The 18267-nt window shown below is 56.4% G+C and carries 16 protein-coding genes and 1 tRNA gene; 10 read left to right on the forward strand and 7 right to left on the reverse strand.

Features of this window, described 5'->3' with window-relative positions:
* Positions 1 to 247: 247 nt before the first annotated feature.
* The 5 genes from ACXLHR_RS06805 to pdxH all read right to left on the reverse strand — a co-directional run bounded on the left by ACXLHR_RS06805 (position 248) and on the right by pdxH (position 6295).
* Entirely contained in the window at positions 248 to 3892 is a 3645-nt protein-coding gene (locus ACXLHR_RS06805) for a vitamin B12-dependent ribonucleotide reductase (RefSeq protein ID WP_458790742.1), read from the reverse strand.
* 560 nt (positions 3893 to 4452) lie between these two features.
* A tRNA-Pro gene (locus tag ACXLHR_RS06810) sits at positions 4453 to 4529 on the reverse strand.
* Positions 4530 to 4583: 54 nt separating this feature from the next.
* Complete coding sequence (locus tag ACXLHR_RS06815; protein ID WP_458790743.1) at positions 4584 to 5045, reverse strand: DUF192 domain-containing protein; 462 nt, start codon at positions 5043 to 5045, stop codon at positions 4584 to 4586.
* Positions 5042 to 5575: a cold-shock protein gene (locus tag ACXLHR_RS06820; RefSeq protein WP_458790744.1), complete on the reverse strand. Its 534-nt coding sequence runs from the start codon at positions 5573 to 5575 to the stop codon at positions 5042 to 5044. The genes ACXLHR_RS06815 and ACXLHR_RS06820 overlap by 4 nt, the downstream gene beginning before the upstream one ends.
* Before the next feature lie 114 nt (positions 5576 to 5689).
* Entirely contained in the window at positions 5690 to 6295 is a 606-nt protein-coding gene (pdxH, locus tag ACXLHR_RS06825) for a pyridoxamine 5'-phosphate oxidase (RefSeq protein WP_458790745.1), read from the reverse strand.
* A gap of 108 nt (positions 6296 to 6403) precedes the next feature.
* Here pdxH and fabI point away from each other — a divergent pair, with 108 nt between their 5' ends.
* From fabI to ACXLHR_RS06845, 4 genes are read left to right on the forward strand one after another with little or no spacing between them, the layout of a single operon-like run.
* Positions 6404 to 7210 (forward strand): enoyl-ACP reductase FabI, encoded by an 807-nt coding sequence (gene fabI, locus ACXLHR_RS06830; protein WP_458790746.1) that lies wholly within the window; start codon positions 6404 to 6406, stop codon positions 7208 to 7210.
* 10 nt (positions 7211 to 7220) lie between these two features.
* Positions 7221 to 7835: a LysE family translocator gene (locus ACXLHR_RS06835; RefSeq protein ID WP_458790747.1), complete on the forward strand. Its 615-nt coding sequence runs from the start codon at positions 7221 to 7223 to the stop codon at positions 7833 to 7835.
* Between the two features lie 11 nt (positions 7836 to 7846).
* The gene (gene gpt, locus ACXLHR_RS06840) at positions 7847 to 8365 is read left to right on the forward strand and encodes a xanthine phosphoribosyltransferase (protein WP_458790748.1); all 519 of its coding nucleotides are present in this window, start codon (positions 7847 to 7849) and stop codon (positions 8363 to 8365) included.
* Positions 8366 to 8395: 30 nt separating this feature from the next.
* The gene (locus ACXLHR_RS06845) at positions 8396 to 9595 is read left to right on the forward strand and encodes an aminotransferase (RefSeq protein ID WP_458790749.1); all 1200 of its coding nucleotides are present in this window, start codon (positions 8396 to 8398) and stop codon (positions 9593 to 9595) included.
* On the opposite strand, the gene ACXLHR_RS06850 is transcribed toward ACXLHR_RS06845, so the two are convergent.
* Positions 9592 to 10251, reverse strand: a complete 660-nt coding sequence (locus ACXLHR_RS06850; RefSeq protein ID WP_458790750.1) for a hypothetical protein — start codon at positions 10249 to 10251, stop codon at positions 9592 to 9594. The two genes, ACXLHR_RS06845 and ACXLHR_RS06850, sit on opposite strands and share 4 nt — an antisense overlap.
* Before the next feature lie 206 nt (positions 10252 to 10457).
* Here ACXLHR_RS06850 and ACXLHR_RS06855 point away from each other — a divergent pair, with 206 nt between their 5' ends.
* Positions 10458 to 12296 (forward strand): SurA N-terminal domain-containing protein, encoded by a 1839-nt coding sequence (locus ACXLHR_RS06855; RefSeq protein ID WP_458790751.1) that lies wholly within the window; start codon positions 10458 to 10460, stop codon positions 12294 to 12296.
* A gap of 9 nt (positions 12297 to 12305) precedes the next feature.
* Positions 12306 to 13811: an anthranilate synthase component I gene (gene trpE, locus ACXLHR_RS06860; protein ID WP_458790752.1), complete on the forward strand. Its 1506-nt coding sequence runs from the start codon at positions 12306 to 12308 to the stop codon at positions 13809 to 13811.
* 63 nt (positions 13812 to 13874) lie between these two features.
* Here trpE and ACXLHR_RS06865 read toward each other — a convergent pair whose 3' ends face one another.
* Positions 13875 to 15221, reverse strand: coding sequence for a divergent polysaccharide deacetylase family protein (locus ACXLHR_RS06865; RefSeq protein ID WP_458790753.1), 1347 nt, complete (start codon positions 15219 to 15221; stop codon positions 13875 to 13877).
* Between the two features lie 158 nt (positions 15222 to 15379).
* Between ACXLHR_RS06865 and ACXLHR_RS06870 the strand changes: the two genes are divergently transcribed.
* The 4 genes from ACXLHR_RS06870 to moaC are packed head-to-tail and all read left to right on the forward strand — an operon-like array spanning position 15380 to position 18259.
* Entirely contained in the window at positions 15380 to 15961 is a 582-nt protein-coding gene (locus ACXLHR_RS06870; RefSeq protein WP_458790754.1) for an anthranilate synthase component II, read from the forward strand.
* A complete protein-coding gene (gene trpD / locus ACXLHR_RS06875; protein WP_458790755.1) occupies positions 15958 to 16977 on the forward strand; it encodes an anthranilate phosphoribosyltransferase in 1020 nt (339 codons plus the stop codon). Before ACXLHR_RS06870 ends, trpD begins: the two co-directional genes overlap by 4 nt.
* Entirely contained in the window at positions 16974 to 17780 is an 807-nt protein-coding gene (gene trpC, locus ACXLHR_RS06880; RefSeq protein ID WP_458790756.1) for an indole-3-glycerol phosphate synthase TrpC, read from the forward strand. Before trpD ends, trpC begins: the two co-directional genes overlap by 4 nt.
* The gene (gene moaC / locus ACXLHR_RS06885) at positions 17780 to 18259 is read left to right on the forward strand and encodes a cyclic pyranopterin monophosphate synthase MoaC (RefSeq protein ID WP_458790757.1); all 480 of its coding nucleotides are present in this window, start codon (positions 17780 to 17782) and stop codon (positions 18257 to 18259) included. The genes trpC and moaC overlap by 1 nt, the downstream gene beginning before the upstream one ends.
* The last annotated feature ends 8 nt before the right edge of the window (positions 18260 to 18267 follow it).

An 18267-nucleotide genomic window follows, 5' to 3' on the forward strand; every position in this document is an offset into this window, starting at 1 on the left:
ATGATGCACGGTAAGCTGAAAAAAAAGGGCCCCTGAAGGGACCCCGTTAGTCTTGCTGATCGGGCTCGTGATTATACCGCTCGAAGTTTTTTTGCCTGTGGCCCGATCCGCACCGAGGGCGAGCGCACCCGCCCCGGATCCTTTTTATTCGCTTTTTAGCGCTTGGGAGCGGCTTTACCCCGACTTGGGACAAGTAACCCCCGATTTGGGAGGACCGATGGTCCGACCTACACCAGCACCCGATCCGTTAACTACATCCTGACGTGCCGCCACAAGTGTTGCACTTCATGCAGGTCCCGTTGCGCACCAGCGTATAGTTGCCGCATTCGCCACAAGGATCACCCTCATAGCCCTGCATCTTCGCCTTGTCGCGCGCGGTAAAACCAGTCGCGGTTGTGGTCGCGGTTGTCAGCTTCACTTCGGCGACCGATATCGTGCCCATCGCACTGGCCGCCTGCGTCACCGCATCCTTCACCGCGGCTTGCCCGCCTTGCAACACAATCAATTCCTGCGGCATCCGCTTGCGCAAATACCCTGTCGAGCTGATCTGACGTAGCACTTCCAGCGACCGGTTCGACGCCGCCTCGGACGGGGTCACAACATTGCTCACACCTTCCTGATCGCCACGGCCAATGTCGTCAAACGCGGCACCTTCCGGCTTCACATGGGCCAAATCGGTGCGATCCAGATATGACACTGCCAATTCGCGGAAAATATAGTCAATGATCGAGGTCGCATTCTTGATGCTATCGTTGCCCTGTACCACGCCGGACGGCTCGAATTTGGTAAAGGTAAATGCATCAACAAATTCCTCCAGCGGCACGCCGTATTGCAGGCCCACGGACACAGCAATTGCAAAGTTATTCATCATCGCGCGAAAGCCTGCACCCTCTTTGTGCATGTCGATAAAGATCTCGCCAAGCTGGCCGCCCTCATATTCGCCCGTGCGCAAGTAAACCTTGTGACCGCCGATGATTGCCTTTTGCGTATACCCCTTGCGCCGCGCAGGCATCTTTTCACGCTCGCGGTTGCGAACTTCCTTAATGATGATCTTTTCCACAATCTTTTCGGCCAAAACGCGGGCCTTCTCGTGGTTGCTGCCGCTCTCTAGAATATCGGCCGCCTCGTCATCATCCTCAACCAGCGAAGCCGCCAAAGGCTGCGACAGTTTTGATCCGTCGCGGTATAGCGCGTTGGCCTTCACACCCAGCGACCAGGACAATTCATAGGCCTTCTGGCAGTCCACGATCGTTGCGTCATTTGGCATGTTGATCGTCTTGGAAATAGCACCCGAAATAAACGACTGCGCAGCCGCCATCATGTGGATATGGCTATCAACACTCAGATAACGCTTACCAATTTTACCGCAAGCATTGGCGCAATCAAATACCGAATAGTGCTCCTCACGCAAATGCGGCGCACCTTCGAGTGTCATTGTGCCACAGACATGGCTGTTGGCCGCGTCGATAGCTTGCTTGGAAAACCCGAGGTGACGTAGCAAGTCAAAGGTCGGATCGTTTAATTTCAGGTTCGGGATACCCAGCGTTTTGGTGCAGAATTCCTCGCCTAGCGTCCACTGGTTAAACACAAACCGAATGTCGAATGCCGCTTTCAGCGAGCCTTCAATTTTGTCGATTTCTTCCTGACCAAATCCATGGCCGATCAACGACGTGTGGTTAATCGCAGGCGCCTGCCCGATTGATCCATGACCCACCGCATAGGCGATAATCTCTTCGATCTGCGCCGACCCGTAACCAAGCTTATCCAAAGCTGCGGGCACCGACTGGTTGATGATTTTGAAGTAACCGCCACCCGCCAGCTTTTTGAATTTCACCAGCGCAAAGTCAGGCTCAATCCCTGTGGTGTCGCAGTCCATAACCAGACCAATCGTGCCGGTTGGCGCGATCACCGAGACTTGGGCGTTGCGGAACCCGTGCTTTTCTCCCAACTCTAGCGCCTCATCCCATGCAGTCACGGCAATCTCTGCCAAACGCACATCAGGGCAGTTTGCGTGATCCAGCGGCACAGGATTAATGTCCAGACCTTCATAGCCAGTTGTCATGCCAAGTGCCGCATTGCGGTGGTTACGAATGACGCGCAGCATATGCGCCTCGTTCTTTTTATAGCCCGCAAAGGCCCCCAACTCGCCCGCCATTTCGGCAGATGTCGCATAAGACACGCCGGTCATGATTGCGGTCAATGCCGCGCCCATCGCACGGCCCTCGTCGCTGTCATAGCCAAAGCCCATATTCATCAACAACCCGCCGATGTTGGCATAGCCCAAACCAAGTGTGCGGAAATCAAACGAACGCTGCGCGATTTCCTTGGACGGGAATTGCGCCATCATAACAGACACTTCCAAGGTGATAGTCCACAAACGTGTCGCGTGCATGTAGTCTTCGATCTGAAACTCGCCGTCCTTATAAAAGGTCAGCAGGTTCATCGACGCGAGATTACAGGCGGTATCATCAAGAAACATATACTCCGAACAAGGGTTCGAGCCACGGATCGCACCGTCTTCGGGGCAAGTGTGCCATGCGTTGACCGTGTCATGATACTGGATGCCCGGATCGGCGCAGGCCCACGCCGCATGGCCAACAGTTTCCCATAGGTCACGGGCACGAATGATCTTGGCGACCTCGCCGTTTTTGCGGTTGATCAGCTTCCAGTCTTCGTCGTTTTCAACAGCCTTGAGAAAGGCATCGGTCACGCGAATAGAGTTGTTCGAGTTCTGACCGGACACTGATGAATAGGCTTCCGAATCCCAATCGGTATCATAGGTCGGAAATTCAATCGCGGTATGGCCCTGCTTGGCATAATCCAGAACCCGCTTGACGTATGTCTCGGGGATGCAGGACTTTTTCGCAGCGCGAACAGCGGCTTTCAAGCCTTCGTTCACCGACGTGTCATAGGCATCACTCACCGCACCGTCCCAGGCCTTGATCGCCGCAAAGATAGCGTTCAAGTGACGTTCATGCATTTTAGAGCCCGCGACAATCGACGCCACTTTCTGCTCTTCAATGACCTTCCAGTTGATAAACTCTTCAATGTCGGGGTGGTCGGCGTCGATGATTACCATCTTGGCCGCACGGCGCGTGGTGCCGCCCGACTTGATCGCACCAGCAGCGCGGTCACCGATTTTCAAGAACCCCATCAGGCCCGACGATTTGCCGCCACCCGACAGGCTTTCGCCCGCCGCACGCAGGCTGGAAAAGTTGGTCCCAGTGCCAGACCCGTATTTGAACAAACGCGCCTCACGGACCCAAAGATCCATAATACCGCCCTCGTTGACCAGATCATCACTGACCGACTGAATGAAACAGGCGTGTGGCTGCGGATGCTCGTAGCTGGACTTGGACGCGGTCAACTCACCCGTCTGGTAGTCCACATAGAAATGCCCCTGCGCCGGACCATCGATGCCATAGGCCCAGTGCAAACCAGTGTTGAACCACTGCGGCGAGTTGGGCGCCGCGCGCTGTGTCGCCAGCATATAACGCATCTCGTCGAAATAGCAGCGCGCATCTTCCTCGGTCGAGAAATAGCCGCCCTTCCAGCCCCAGTATGTCCATGCGCCTGCCAAACGGTCGAACACCTGCTTGGAAGACGTCTCGCCATCAAAGGTTGCGCCTTTCGCAGGCTCGGAACGCCACAAGAACTCAGGAACACCTTTTTCTTTCACGCGCTTGGTCGCCGATGGCACACCAGCCTTGCGAAAATATTTCTGGGCAATCACATCCGACGCAACCTGCGACCAACTCTCGGGAATCTCACAGCCATCAAGCTTGAAAACAATCGTGCCATCAGGGTTCCGGATTTCTGATGTCGTGGTTTTAAATGCAATCGAAGCATAGGCATCGTTGCCTGCATCAGTGAAATTGCGTTCTATCTTCATACTCGTGTGCCCTTTGGTCAGCAGCCGTCTGTGCGGCCTCATGCGAAAAGTCCCGCCCAAATCAGGGGCGTCTCAGCGCCAGACATCTTTCGCGTGAGGCTGGAGCGGGACCGAAGGTCCACCTGCTCCTCTCTCACCCGCACACTAGGGCATTAGGTGATGCTCGCTGCGCTGCCACTACATGTAGTGGGTATCTATCTGGCTTCCACTAACTGACGCATCTGCCCCTAGTGGGTCAACGGATTTTTAATACAAATTGTGGATTAAAGGTGTTGACTGACGCACCACAATTCGGGCGCAACTTCTATACCCGATTCATCCCCCGACTTGTCCACAGAAGGTTAATTTTTAGTCAACCATGAAACCCAATTATTCAGCACCTTTAGCCGGACAGCCTCATCCAATCGCAAAACATGCAGCCCGAAAACGCCTAAAGAATCGGCTCATGTCCCCCTGAACCCTGCGTTACAAATTTACGACTGTGAAAACCCTATCGGCAAAAACAAAAGGCCAGCCCGAAGGCTGGCCTTTTTCCGTCTCTTGTTACCAGGAGAGGTATATGGTCGGGGCGATAGGATTCGAACCTACGACCCTCTGTTCCCAAAACAGATGCGCTACCAGGCTGCGCTACGCCCCGACTGGCGCCTATCTACTGTCAGTGAATCGAATTGAAAACCCCTAAATCGCGTTTTTATTCACAAGGTGAAATTGCATCGGCCCCAATGCTCGGATGTTGCAAGATATCACCTGTTTTAATGCCCAAACGTGCGCTCATTCCGCCGTTAACTTCTAAAACAAACTTCACGCCCTGCCCGCCATCAATGACAGTTTCATCCATCGGCACCGCATTTTCGTGAATCGCAAGAATCGCACCGTCAGGTCCGGCGAAAATCATATCAAGCGGGATCAAGGTGTTGCGCATCCAGAACGTCGCCCGTTGCGGTGCGTCGTAGACAAACAACATGCCTGTCATCAACGGCATGGTCGCTACATTCATCAGCCCCTTGCCGCGCTCTTCATTATCATCGGCCACTTCGACCTTGAACCCGGCATGGCCGAATTCACCCGAGACCGTCACACGGTCCTCGGCACAGGATGCAACCGCGCTCGTCGCAAAAAACGACAGCGCAGCACCCAACAATAGTAATTTCATTTTGAAACGCTTTCCCAACTGACAACATCCACGGCCATCTGGCCACGTTTGCCCTCAATCAGGCGCAGGCCAATAGCTTCACCCGCTTGCAAATCCGACAATCCACAGCGACGCAAGACCTCTATATGCACAAATACGTCAGATGGGTCGGCAAAAATATTCGCGAATCCGAATCCTTTGCTTTTATCGAACCATTTAACCCGCGCGGGCAACACAGGTTGCGCAGCGATTTGCTCGACGGTAAATTCTTCCATGTCGCGAAGTGGCGGGTTTGCGCTACAATCGACCGGCGGCGCGAGCGTCACAATCGATACAGCCTGCATTCCCCGCTCAGAGCGCTGCACCTGCATGGTAATCACCGATCCGTCGACGACAGACCCCTGCCCGAAATTACGCAGCACGTTTGCATGCAGTAATATATCAGCCCCGCCTGCGTCGCTGACAACAAATCCGAACCCTTTGGTGGGATCGAACCATTTCACAACGCCGCTTATTATCATCTCCGGAGCGATATCTTCGCTTTCAGTCATAGTGCTTTCTCGCTTCGATCGGTCAGGGGCAGAAATATCTCTACATTATTTTGCGCGATGACGACCACGTTATAGTCAGTTTTTCAAGCCCCTAGATTTCACGAAGCGTGAAATTCAGGGGTAAAGTCGATCAATTTCCCAAACGTCATCCGCATTCAAACGTGTCCAGCGGAACCGGTCGTGTAAACGGAAGGCGCCATCAGCCCAAAACTCGATCTCGACGGGATCAATCCGGAACCCTCCCCATTGTGGCGGACGCGCAGGATTCGTTCCATGCTTTAACCCCTGCGAAGCCGCCGCCACTAATAGTGTAGCACGGCTGTCAAGCGGACGCGATTGCGCCGAGGCCCATGCGCCCAAGCGGCTTTTCAAAGACCGCGACGCATAATACGCATCCGCCTGCGGCCCGTCCTCTTTTACCACCGTGCCGCGCACGCGAAGCTGACGGCGCAACGATTTCCAATGCATCACAAAGGCAACTTTCCCGGCACCCAGAATTTCTTGACCCTTTTGGCTTTCGTAATTGGTGTAGAAAACAAAGGCATTCGCTTCGATTTCTTTAAGAAGCACCATACGCGCGTTTGGCATCCCTTGCGCGTCCACCGTCGACAACGCAATGGCATTGGGGTCATTGGGTTCAGCGTCCACCGCCTCATCCAACCAACGCTGCGCGATCACAAACGGATCGTCACCTGCAAAAATCCCACCACGATCACTCATCGCATTCTCCTTAATGCTTCACTCACTCATACGCTCATGCCTTGCTGTGCCCGTGTCAATCGCCTAAACAATTTCTAACCAACGACCAATTGCAGGAGCAGCTAGCAAATGACGTCAAACTTGATGCAAGGGAAACGCGGACTAATAATGGGTCTCGCAAACGACAAGTCAATCGCTTGGGGCATTGCAAAAGCATGTGCAGACGCCGGTGCCGAGCTTGCCTTCTCGTATCAAGGCGACGCGCTGAAGAAACGCGTAGAACCCCTCGCCGCCTCGCTTGGCTCTGACATTGTGCTGCCTTGCGACGTGGCTGATATGGATAGCGTCGACCAGCTCTTCGTCGACTTAGAGGCGAAATGGGGCAAGCTTGATTTCATCGTGCACGCAATCGGCTTCTCGGACAAAAACGAATTACGCGGCCGCTACGTCGACACATCGCGCCAGAACTTCCTGACATCTATGGATATTTCGGTCTACTCGTTCACCGCTGTTGTCGCCCGTGCGACAAAAATGATGAACAAAGGCGGCGCATGCCTGACCCTCACCTACTACGGCGCCGAACGGGTCATGCCACATTATAACGTCATGGGCGTATGCAAAGCAGCCCTTGAAGCCTCGGTGCGCTACATGGCCGAGGACCTCGGCAAAGACGGGATTCGCGTTAACGCCATCTCGGCCGGCCCGATTAAAACACTGGCAGCCTCCGGCATCGGCGATTTCCGCTACATCCTGAAATGGAACGAGCTGAACTCACCCCTGCGCCGCACCGTGACCACCGATGACGTTGGGAAATCCGCCCTCTACCTCTTGTCCAACCTCAGCAGCGGCGTCACCGGCGAAGTCCACCACGTTGATAGCGGCTACCACGTTGTCGGCATGAAAGCAGTCGACGCACCTGATATTTCTACCGTCTAAAGGACGACTTATGACCCTGACAGGCTTCATTGCCATTGGTCTGCTGCACCTTCTTGCAGTTATCAGCCCCGGTCCGGCGGTTATTATGGCCGCGCGGACCGGCGTGACCGAGGGGTTAAGAACGGGCGCGTATCTGGCAATGGGTCTCGGCTTGGGTGCGGTGATCTGGGCTGCGGCCGCACTATTTGGTCTTGGCATTATATTTGCGGCGGCGCCTCGCCTGCTTTGGGCCCTTAAACTGGGCGGCGGCTGCTATCTGCTCTGGCTCGCCTACGGTTTTTGGCGCGACGCCGATAAACCGCTCGATTTTGCCGATACCGACAAACCACCCCGCACCGCATTTAGCGCATTCCGGCGCGGGCTGTTCACCCAGCTTACCAACCCGAAACCCGCCATCATGTTCTCTGCGATCTTCATAGGGACCATCCCGCAAACCACGCCAGTTTGGGTTTACGGCGCACTTTTGCTTGTCGTATTCATTAACGAACTTCTGTGGAACACCTTTATCGCGCGCATTTTCTCGTTAACGCGCTCCCGCACCGTTTATATTTCCCTGAAATCCATCATCGACAAAACCTTTGGCGGGCTGCTTGCCCTGCTGGGGGCCAAAATCGCCATTATCTAAGGACCACTGCCATGACCGACCGCCTGCCCCACGAAAAAGGCTTTCACATCTCTTGGGATCAAATCCACCGTGACAGCCGTGCGCTCGCGTGGCGGTTAGATGGCAAAGGGCCGGACAACGGCGCGTGGAAGGCCATCGTTGCAATCACCCGCGGCGGCATGGCGCCAGCTATGATCGTGGCACGCGAACTCGATGTGCGCACTGTGGATACCATATCGGTCAAATCCTACCACTCTGGCGGCGGCAAAGCAGACGAGCGGCGCGAAGCCGAAGTCCTTAAATACCCTGACGCGGAAATGATGGGTGATGGCACCGGCATTCTGGTGATCGACGATCTGGTCGACAGCGGCAAAACGCTCGAAGTTGTGCGCAGGCTTTACCCCAACGCTCACTGCGCCACCGTCTATGCCAAACCACAAGGCGAACCGATGGTGCATACCTTCATCACGGGGGTTTCTCAGGACACATGGATTTTCTTTCCTTGGGATATGGCGCTGCAATACGTCGAACCTTATCGCGGCAAGGATTAATAACTCGTAAAACCGCACACAGGAGCCATCATGACCCTCACACGCACCCTCGCAACCTTTGCACCCCCAGTCATGGAAGCACGGCGTTGGCTTGAGGGGGTCACCCATCCGATCGACCGCCCGCTGCTGAACGTCAGCCAAGCGGCCCCCGTTGATCCGCCGCCGCTGGTCATGCGGCAAGCGATCGCAGACATCGTGCTGAACGATCCAGAAGCACATCTTTACGGTGCCGTGCTTGGCCTGCCTGCGCTGAGGTGCGAGATAGCGCAGCAATGGAACGCGGCCTACTTGGGCAACATCACCGAATCAGAAGTTGCGATTACATCAGGCTGCAATCAGGCCTTTGCAGCCGCCATCGCCACACTGTGCACTGAAGGTGACGAGGTTATCTTGCCCGTCCCCTACTACTTTAACCACCGGATGTGGCTGGATATGTCCGGCGTGAATACTGTGGCGCTCGATGTGGGACCAGCGATGATCCCCGATGCACAGGCTGCGGAAAAACTGATTACGTCACGCACGCGCGCAATCTGCCTCGTCAGCCCCAATAACCCGACAGGCGTCGAATACCCCGCCGAGACCCTGCAAGCCTTTTTCGATCTGTGCCAAAAGCGCGGTATCGCCCTGATCGTCGACGAAACCTACCGTGACTTCGACAGCCGCAGCGGCGCCCCGCACGCCCTTTTCCAGAACCCCGACTGGGCTGATACACTCATACAACTCTATTCCTTCTCAAAAGCTTACCGGCTTACAGGCCACCGCGTCGGCGCAATTGTGGCCTCGGTCTCTCGCCTCGCCGAAGTCGAAAAGTTTCTCGATACTGTTGCCATCTGCCCCAACCAAATAGGCCAACGCGCGGCCCTTTGGGGCATGCAAAACCTGACAGAATGGCTGGCAGGCGAACGCTTGGAAATCCTTGATCGCCGCAGCGCGATCATAAACGCTTTTCCCGCCCTTGCGGACAAAGGCTGGACACTGAAAGGCTGCGGCGCCTACTTCGCCTATCTGCAACACCCGTTCGCTGTAAATGCGGCACAACTGGCGCAAAACCTTGTCGCAACGTCCAGCATCCTGACCCTGCCCGGAACAATGTTCATGCCATCAAAAACATTGGTCACAGATCACACACAATCAGACATCAATGACGGCGCTCAACACCTTCGTATCGCCTTCGCCAATATCGACCGCAGCGGCATCACCACATTGATAAATCGCCTGGCGGCCCTTTAATTCACCCGCGCAAGCGTCAGAACAAAGCCTGCGGCAGCGAATTCCATTTCTCGCAAGCTTTGCCCTGCCGCCATATCATAGGTCAGCGTGACGGAAATCGACTTGATATAAAGTGGCGACAAATGACCAGGTCCGTGGGTCACACGGTAACTCATCTCGCACACTAATTCGCTATCGGTTTGCGTTCCGCTGACCGGTTGCACCAATATCGCGCGCCGCCCATCGTAAGTCCGGAACGCATCGGAACAACCGCTTGCACCGATAAAAAGCCCCAATGTTGCAACAGGATCAATCACACCTGCTGGAACACTCGCAGGGTCCGACAGCTCGGTGCGCTCGTCTTGCGGGGCCACACTCACCTCCACCACACGGCCGTCGTCGGACCGGAAAGATATCTCGCGGGTTTTGCGCGACGACTGGCTAAGACTGCGAAATTGTCCCGCCGTTGATTGCCCTTGAAACGTGCCGTTAAAGACGCCCAGCGGTGTGTTATCCAATGTCGAGCTCATCGCCGCCACAGCGCCTTGCACGTCATAGGCCAATACGCCAAGCACCCGCCCGCCAAGGTTCACCGAAAAGCTATCCGCGCGCGCCACCGCCCCTGTCAAAATGAAAGCAGCAATCAAGGTTTGTCTCAGCGCACTTCGGGATATCATGCCAAATTCCTATTTTTCCCGCAGTCTAAGCCGTCACCTTCCCGAACAAAATCCCGTAAATCACCACAAGCAGAGTTTCGCCGCGCCAAAACACGGCCAATCGCATGAAAATGCACATGTCTGCGCCCTTGCACCCCACCGCATTGCGCCCTATCCATTTGCGAGCACCCACGTGGCACAGATTTACGCGAAGAAGGCACCAAAACATGGCGACCAAAAGTAAAAACCGTTATTTCCTCTGGATCATCATGGGTCTGCTGACCGTGGGCCTCTTGGGCTTCGGGACCGGCGGACTTGGCGGCAATATCCGCAACATCGGCTCAGTCGGCTCGAAAGACATATCCGTCGCACAATACCAAAGCGGCATTCGCGAACAAATTCAGGCGTTCTCGGCACAAACAGGCTCGCCCATCGGCTTTCAAGAAGCCCAAGCCATAGGCATTGATCAGGCGGTGCTTGCACAAATCATCACCGAGCGCACGCTCGACAACGAGGCCGCAGAATTGGGTATTTCTGTTGGCGACGAACGCGTGCGCGAAGAAGTCCTGCGCGTTCCTGCCTTTGCCGGTATCAGCGGCGATTTCGACCGCGAAGCCTACCGCTTTACACTACAACAATCCGGCCTCTCTGAGGCTCAATTTGAAACCTCAATCCGCGAAGAAATCGCACGCACAATGCTGCAAGGCGCTGTCGTCAGCGGCGTGCCGTCACCCACGCCTTACGCGGCCGCGCTGTCGCAATTCATCGGTGAAGCCCGCAGCATCACCTTCGCCACGCTGACCGCCGACGACCTGACCACACCCGTCGCAGGGGCCACCGAGGACGATTTGCAAGCCTATTACGACGCCAACCCTGACGCCTTCACCTCGCTTGAAGCTTTTGAAATCACCTACGCATGGCTTGCGCCCGACATGATCGTCGACCAAATCGAGATCGACGAAAACGCCCTGCGTGATCTTTATAACGAGCGGATCACAGAGTTTGTGCAACCAGAACGGCGCTTGGTCGAACGGCTGGTTTATGTCGACGAGGCCGCCGCCACCACTGCCAAAGCGTCGCTTGGCGAAACCCTCGACTTCGAGGCATTGGTCACAGAACGCGGGCTGGAACTTACTGACGTGGATATGGGCGACGTCGCTATCGAAGACCTAGGGGCCGCTGGCGAAGCAGTGTTTAATGCGACCACTGGCGAGGTGGTTGGCCCGTTCAACACACCGCTTGGACCGGCTCTGTTCCGCGTGAACGCCGTTCTGAACGCGCAAACCGTGAGCTTTGAAGATGCACAAGAAGATCTCGGCGCCGAACTCAGCGCCGCACGTGCGCGCCGGATCATTGACGACGGTCGCGACCGTATCAACGACCTGTTGGCGGGTGGTGCGAAACTCGAAGACCTCGCAGAACAGTCGGACATGGAACTGGGCACAATCACGTGGGATACCGAAACCCAAGACGGCATCGCCGCCTACGAGGAATTCCGCACCGCCGCCGCCAGCGCTACGCAGGACGCCTATCCGACCTTGCTAGACATGAACGACGGCGGGATTTTCGCCCTGCGGATCGACGCTATCGCGCCCCCTGCGGTGAAACCGCTGGAAACAGTGCGCGACGCCGTGGACAGCGCGTGGGTGGCACAAGCCTACCAAGCCGCACTGCTGGCACAGGCAAGCGAGATTGCCGAAACCATCCAGCCGCTTACAGGATTTGAAACGCTCGGATTAACCAGCACAACCGATCCTGCGGCGACGCGGCGTAGCTTTATCAACGACACTCCACCCACTTTCATCACCGATGTATTCGAGATGGAAATCGGCGACGTGGCGGTCATCGATAACGGCACAACGGCGATTATCGTGCGGCTGAACGACATTGCAGCCCCTGATGAAAGTGACCCGCAAACCGCCGCACAAAAACAGGCGGCCGCCGACCAAGCTGCGGCAGGAATTAGTCAAGACATCTTTGAAGCCTTTGCAAACGCTGTGCAAAACAGAACTGATGTGACACTCAATCAGGCTGCGGTGAATGCCGTGAACGCCCAACTCCAATAGGCGTTTCACATGGCTTTGCTTCCCGACTTCGAAACTTTCGCACGCGGCTATGACGCGGGCGAAAACCAGATCGTCTATGCCCGCCTTGCTGCCGATATGGACACGCCGGTATCGTTGATGCTGAAACTTTCCGGCGCAGGTAAAAACGCCTTTATGCTGGAATCAGTGACGGGCGGCGACGTGCGCGGACGCTATTCCATTGTGGGGATGAACCCCGATCTGATCTGGGAGTGTCGCGGCACGACCAGCCGCGTCAACCGCAACGCGCGGTTTGACGAAGGCAGCTTCACACCCTGCGATGATGATCCGCTGACAGCCCTGCGCGCGTTGATCGCCGAGAGCAAAATCAACCTACCCGCCGATCTGCCTGCTGCGGCTGCGGGCCTGTTCGGCTACTTGGGCTACGACATGATCCGGCTGGTGGAACACCTTCCAAATGTGAACCCCGATCCGTTGGGCCTGCCCGATGCGATGATGCTGCGCCCCTCCGTGGTGGCGGTTTTGGACGGGGTCAAAGGCGACGTTATCCTTGTGGCCCCCGCTTGGGTCAACGCGGGCCTGTCCGCCAAAGCCGCTTATGCTCAGGCCGGTGAACGGGTCATGAATGCCACGCACGCTTTGGACCGCGACCTGCCCGCCAATCGCACCCTTGCAGACGCAGCAGACGTCGCAGCGCCGGTCTCGAACTTCAGCCACGCAGCCTACCTTGCCGCTGTAGAGACCGCCAAAGACTACATTCGCGCAGGCGACATCTTTCAAGTCGTGCCGTCGCAACGCTGGACCCAAGACTTTGTCGATCCGCCCTTCTCGCTTTACCGAAGCTTACGGCGCACCAACCCGTCACCTTTCATGTTCTTCTTTAACTTTGGTGGCTTCCAAGTCATCGGCGCGAGTCCCGAAATCCTTGTGCGGGTTTTTGGCAAAGAAGTGACGATACGCCCCATCGCAGGCACCCGCCCACGTGGTGCAACACCAGCGCAAGACAAGGCGTTCGAGCTGGACCTGATGGCCGATAAAAAAGAACTGGCCGAACACCTGATGCTGCTGGATCTGGGCCGCAATGATACCGGCAAAGTCTGCAAAGTCGGCACCGTGAAACCGACCGAGCAATTCATCGTCGAGCGCTATTCACACGTCATGCATATCGTGTCCAACGTGGTTGGTGAACTCGCCGACGACCAAGACGCGCTTTCGGCATTTTTTGCGGGCATGCCAGCTGGCACCGTGTCGGGTGCGCCTAAAGTGCGCGCGATGGAAATCATTGACGAATTAGAACCTGAAAAACGCGGCGTCTACGGCGGCGGCTGCGGTTATTTCTCGGCCAACGGCGACATGGACATGTGCATCGCCCTGCGCACCGCGGTCCTGAAGGACGAAAAATTATATATTCAGGCAGGCGGCGGCGTGGTCTACGACAGCGACCCCGAAGCCGAATACCAAGAGACCGTGCATAAATCCAATGCGATCCGCAAAGCCGCCGCAGACGCAGCGATGTTCAGGTCGGGTAACAGCTAGGTCCTAAGCCTTCCAAAATGGAAGACTTAGGCAAGACGCAAAGAAGACGTGAAAAAGACGGTGTTATTGGGCCAATAACACCGCAGAGGCCGGTGCCAAAACCACTTGCCCCGCACGGTTTGCCGTCCCCCACAGGATCAGCGCCGAAATCGTATCCGGACGCACACGGGCCAGCAAAACCACACCACTTTCCTGCCGCGCTTTAAACGCCGCTTGATCCAGAAAACGGCGGATCACGCGTGCGTCCTGACCTTCGGAATCGAGGTCTCGGTAGATCACGGTTGCAGGCACTTCCGCACTCTCTGCCGCCCGCAAAGAGTTATTCAACCCTTTGGAAACGCTGATAAACCCCCGACCTGCATCAGACAGAAACGCCATCGCCTGATCTGTCACTGCGCGGTCATTTGGCAAACCGCCCGTGCCTGCATCCAGCATCAAAACCGTTTCGGAAAACGCATTGAATGTGGCCTCGAACGCAACCTCGACATTGGCCGCGGTCGCACCACTCGGCAAGGCCGCCAGAACACCGACCTCAATCCCCGCAGCGCGATATTCCGCCATCTTAGCTGGCGCATCGACACCCGAAGGATCCAAAATAACAGTCACAGGAAAAGGCAAAGCCGTCAGCGCAGGCACCGCCCCTCCCATCGACCCATCGTCAATTAAAACTACCGATAACAACGGCTTGGCTTCTGTATTTTCAAACGGCGAGCCGAATTTCACCAAGGCTGGCGCATCATTTTCATCCGCTTCAACCGCCTCTTGGGGCGCGTCAGCCACAGGATCTGTCACACTACGATTGACCTTCACCGAGGAATCACCCCCAGGCATATTCGATACCGGATCGCCCACAATCATCTCTGGCACAGCCACTGCAATTTCTTCAGTCACAGTTGGCTGCGGCACTGCAATATCAACGGTTGATGCCGCTGCGTCGTCTTCAACAATTACCGGTGCCGGCACAGGTGCAGGTTGGGTCGAGATGGTCAAATCTTGTTCGACCCTCGGGATCTGAGGGGCGATGGATTGGGGGTTCGGCAAGACCGGAGCCTCATCCGCAGACGAAACTTCTGGTGTAGTTTCAACGAGCTCTGGTGCGATCATGTCATCAGAGACGTCTATTGCCTCGGGCACCGCCGCCGGTTCCACATCAGCCACAGGTTGGGTTATTTCCAACTGCGGTGCCAAAGCGCGCGGCGCCTGCTCGGCAACCACAGCGGCATCGGCGGTTGTGCGCGACGCATCATCGCGGGTTTCTTGCGGGGCTTGCGTCTCTTGCGGTGCTGTTACCTGCGGAGGCACCGGTGGTTTATTCCCCGCTGGCAGCTCGGTGACCAATGACGCAGTGGTCAAAACAGCGCCGCCCACCGCCAAACCCCAGATTACGCCCGAAAATACCCCTTTTAACACAAAACGCCCCTTTATCTTTACGCTATCTTTGCGCTGATTTTCCTGTCTTTGCGCCAAGCGACCTTGACGCCCCCCCATTCTGAGGCCCATGTAGGTTCCACTATACCGTGACCGCGCAAGGGATCGGTAGCCCCTAATTGATCCTGCTAGGCGACAACATGCTGCTACTCATCGATAACTATGACAGTTTCACATATAATCTGGTGCATTACCTTGGCGAACTTGGGACCGAGGTGATCGTGCGGCGTAACGACGCCATTGACGTGCAAGAAGCAATGGCGATGAACCCTGCGGGCATAATGCTTTCGCCTGGCCCTTGTGATCCGGCGCAGGCGGGGATTTGTCTGGCACTGACGGCCGCTGCCGCCGAGACCAAAACACCATTGATCGGCGTTTGCTTGGGGCATCAAACCATCGGCGAGGCCTTTGGTGGTAAAGTAGTCCGCGCAGATGAGATTGTGCACGGCAAAATGGGTACGATGCACCATACCGGTAAAGGGTTATTCCGCGACCTTCCCAACCCGTTTCAGGCCACCCGCTACCACTCGCTGATCGTTGACCGTGACACCCTGCCCGACTGTCTTGAGATCACAGCAGAGTTGGACAACGGGATCATCATGGGGTTGCAACATAAAACCCTGCCGATCCACGGTGTGCAATTTCACCCCGAAAGCATCGCGTCGGAACACGGCCATAAGCTTTTGCAAAACTTCACTGATTTGCTGAAGGTAGCCGCATGAGTGACGCAATAAAGCCCTTGATTGACGCCGCCGCAAACGGCCCTTTGACACCAACGCAGGCCGAAACCGCGTTTGAGATTTTATTCAACGGTGACGCCACGCCTGCCCAGATCGGCGGTTTTCTCATGGCGCTGCGCACACGCGGCGAAACCGTGGATGAATACACAGCGGCGGCAAAAGTCATGCGCGCAAAGTGCCTGCCCGTCAAAGCGCCCGCCGATGCGATGGATATCGTGGGCACAGGCGGCGATGGCAAGCACACGCTGAACATTTCAACCGCGACTGCATTTGTCGTTGCTGGCGCGGGTGTAACCGTGGCTAAACACGGCAACCGCAACCTGTCGTCTAAATCCGGCACTGCTGACGTGCAGGGGCAGATGGGCATCAACGTGATGGTCGGCCCCGAGGTCGTGGAACGGGCAATTCACGAGGCTGGTATCGGCTTTATGATGGCGCCCATGCACCATCCCGCGATCAAACATGTAATGCCCGCGCGCACAGAGCTTGGCACCCGCACGATATTTAATATATTGGGGCCACTGACCAATCCTGCAGGCGTAAAAATGCAACTGACAGGGGCGTTCAGCCGCGATTTGATCCGGCCTATGGCCGACACGTTATTGCAGCTTGGCACCACCTCTGCGTGGCTGGTGCATGGCTCTGACGGCACGGATGAATTAACGATCACTGGCGTGTCATGGGTCGCACAAATCAAAGATGGCGCAGTGACTGAATTCGAGATCACGCCCGAGGACGCGGGGCTGCCAACCCATCCTTTCAGCGCGATCGTTGGTGGAACGCCGGAACAGAACGCAGAAGCCTTGAAAGGCGTATTGAACGGCGTTCAGGGCGCGTATCGCGACGCAGTTCTGCTGAATGCCGCCGCCGCGTTGTTGATCGCTGGTCGGGCCGAAAATCTGCCGCATGGCGTTGAAATCGCAAAACAAAGCATAGATAGTGGAGCAGCGTCTAAAGCACTGGCCACACTCGCAAAAATCACACAGGGCAGTTCATGAACGTACTCGACAAAATCAAAGCCTATAAGCTTGAAGACATCGCCGCTAGCAAATTGGCTGCACCGTTGGCACAAATCGAGGCGCGTGCGCGCGAAGCATCCCCTACGCGTGGCTTTGCCGACAGCTTGCAAAAGGCATCGCGCACAGGCTACGGTTTGATCGCCGAAGTGAAAAAAGCCAGCCCTTCCAAAGGCCTTATCCGCGCTGACTTTGATCCGCCCGTCCTTGCCAAAGCTTACGAAGACGGCGGGGCCACTTGCCTGTCCGTGCTGACCGATGGTCCATCTTTCCAGGGCGACGACAGCTATCTGGTCGCCGCCCGCGCGGCCACATCCCTGCCCGCCCTGCGCAAGGATTTCATGTATGACACCTACCAAGTCGCCGAGGCCCGCGCGTTAGGCGCAGACTGCATCCTGATCATCCTTGCCTCGGTCAGTGACACGCAAGCCCAAGAGCTAGAAGCCTGCGCATTCGCATGGGGCATGGACGTGTTGCTTGAAGTGCACGATGCACCCGAATTGGAACGCGCCTGTCTGCTCAAATCGCCGCTGATGGGCATCAACAACCGTAACCTCAAAACTTTCGAGACAACGCTGGATACGACCCGCACCTTATCGCGTCTCGTGCCCGCAGATCGTTTGATCGTGTGCGAAAGCGGGCTGTCCACCCCCGCCGACCTAGCCGATATGGCCCGCTACGGCGCGCGCACATTTCTGATCGGCGAAAGCCTGATGCGCGAGGCGGATCTGACCACGGCCACACGCAGCCTGCTTGCCAATCCGCTGACCTCGGGCGGGTTGTAATGACGGATAAACTCTCGCATTTTGATGCCGCTGGTCAGGCGCATATGGTCGATGTCTCGGACAAACCCGTGACGTCGCGCATCGCTGTGGCACAAGGGCATATCACCATGACATCCGCCACCTTGGCGCTGGTGACCGAAGGGCGCGCATCCAAGGGCGACGTGCTAGGGATCGCACGGCTTGCAGGTATCATGGGCGCCAAGAAAACCGCCGATCTCATTCCGCTCTGCCATCCGCTGCCGATTACCAAAGTGACCGTGGACCTGACCCCCGACCCCGACTTGCCTGGCGTGCGGATCACTGCGACCGTAAAAACCACTGGCCAAACCGGCGTCGAGATGGAAGCTCTTACCGCCGTCTCCATCGCCGCCCTGACCGTGCATGACATGGTGAAAGCCGTGCAAAAAGACATGGAAATCAGCGGCATACGGGTCACATTAAAGGACGGCGGCAAATCTGGACGGTTCGAGACGACATGAGCAACACG

Source organism: Yoonia sp. MH D7, assembly GCF_054439475.1.

Coding starts and splice junctions, on each gene's coding strand:
- trpC (WP_458790756.1), top strand. CDS start 16,974: ATGAACGTACTCGACAAAATCAAAGCCTATAAGCTTGAAGACATCGCC.
- ACXLHR_RS06835 (WP_458790747.1), top strand. CDS start 7,221: ATGACCCTGACAGGCTTCATTGCCATTGGTCTGCTGCACCTTCTTGCA.
- moaC (WP_458790757.1), top strand. CDS start 17,780: ATGACGGATAAACTCTCGCATTTTGATGCCGCTGGTCAGGCGCATATG.
- ACXLHR_RS06805 (WP_458790742.1), bottom strand. CDS start 3,892: ATGAAGATAGAACGCAATTTCACTGATGCAGGCAACGATGCCTATGCT.
- ACXLHR_RS06845 (WP_458790749.1), top strand. CDS start 8,396: ATGACCCTCACACGCACCCTCGCAACCTTTGCACCCCCAGTCATGGAA.
- fabI (WP_458790746.1), top strand. CDS start 6,404: ATGACGTCAAACTTGATGCAAGGGAAACGCGGACTAATAATGGGTCTC.
- trpE (WP_458790752.1), top strand. CDS start 12,306: ATGGCTTTGCTTCCCGACTTCGAAACTTTCGCACGCGGCTATGACGCG.
- trpD (WP_458790755.1), top strand. CDS start 15,958: ATGAGTGACGCAATAAAGCCCTTGATTGACGCCGCCGCAAACGGCCCT.
- ACXLHR_RS06850 (WP_458790750.1), bottom strand. CDS start 10,251: ATGATATCCCGAAGTGCGCTGAGACAAACCTTGATTGCTGCTTTCATT.
- ACXLHR_RS06855 (WP_458790751.1), top strand. CDS start 10,458: ATGGCGACCAAAAGTAAAAACCGTTATTTCCTCTGGATCATCATGGGT.
- ACXLHR_RS06815 (WP_458790743.1), bottom strand. CDS start 5,045: ATGAAATTACTATTGTTGGGTGCTGCGCTGTCGTTTTTTGCGACGAGC.
- ACXLHR_RS06870 (WP_458790754.1), top strand. CDS start 15,380: ATGCTGCTACTCATCGATAACTATGACAGTTTCACATATAATCTGGTG.
- pdxH (WP_458790745.1), bottom strand. CDS start 6,295: ATGAGTGATCGTGGTGGGATTTTTGCAGGTGACGATCCGTTTGTGATC.
- ACXLHR_RS06820 (WP_458790744.1), bottom strand. CDS start 5,575: ATGACTGAAAGCGAAGATATCGCTCCGGAGATGATAATAAGCGGCGTT.
- gpt (WP_458790748.1), top strand. CDS start 7,847: ATGACCGACCGCCTGCCCCACGAAAAAGGCTTTCACATCTCTTGGGAT.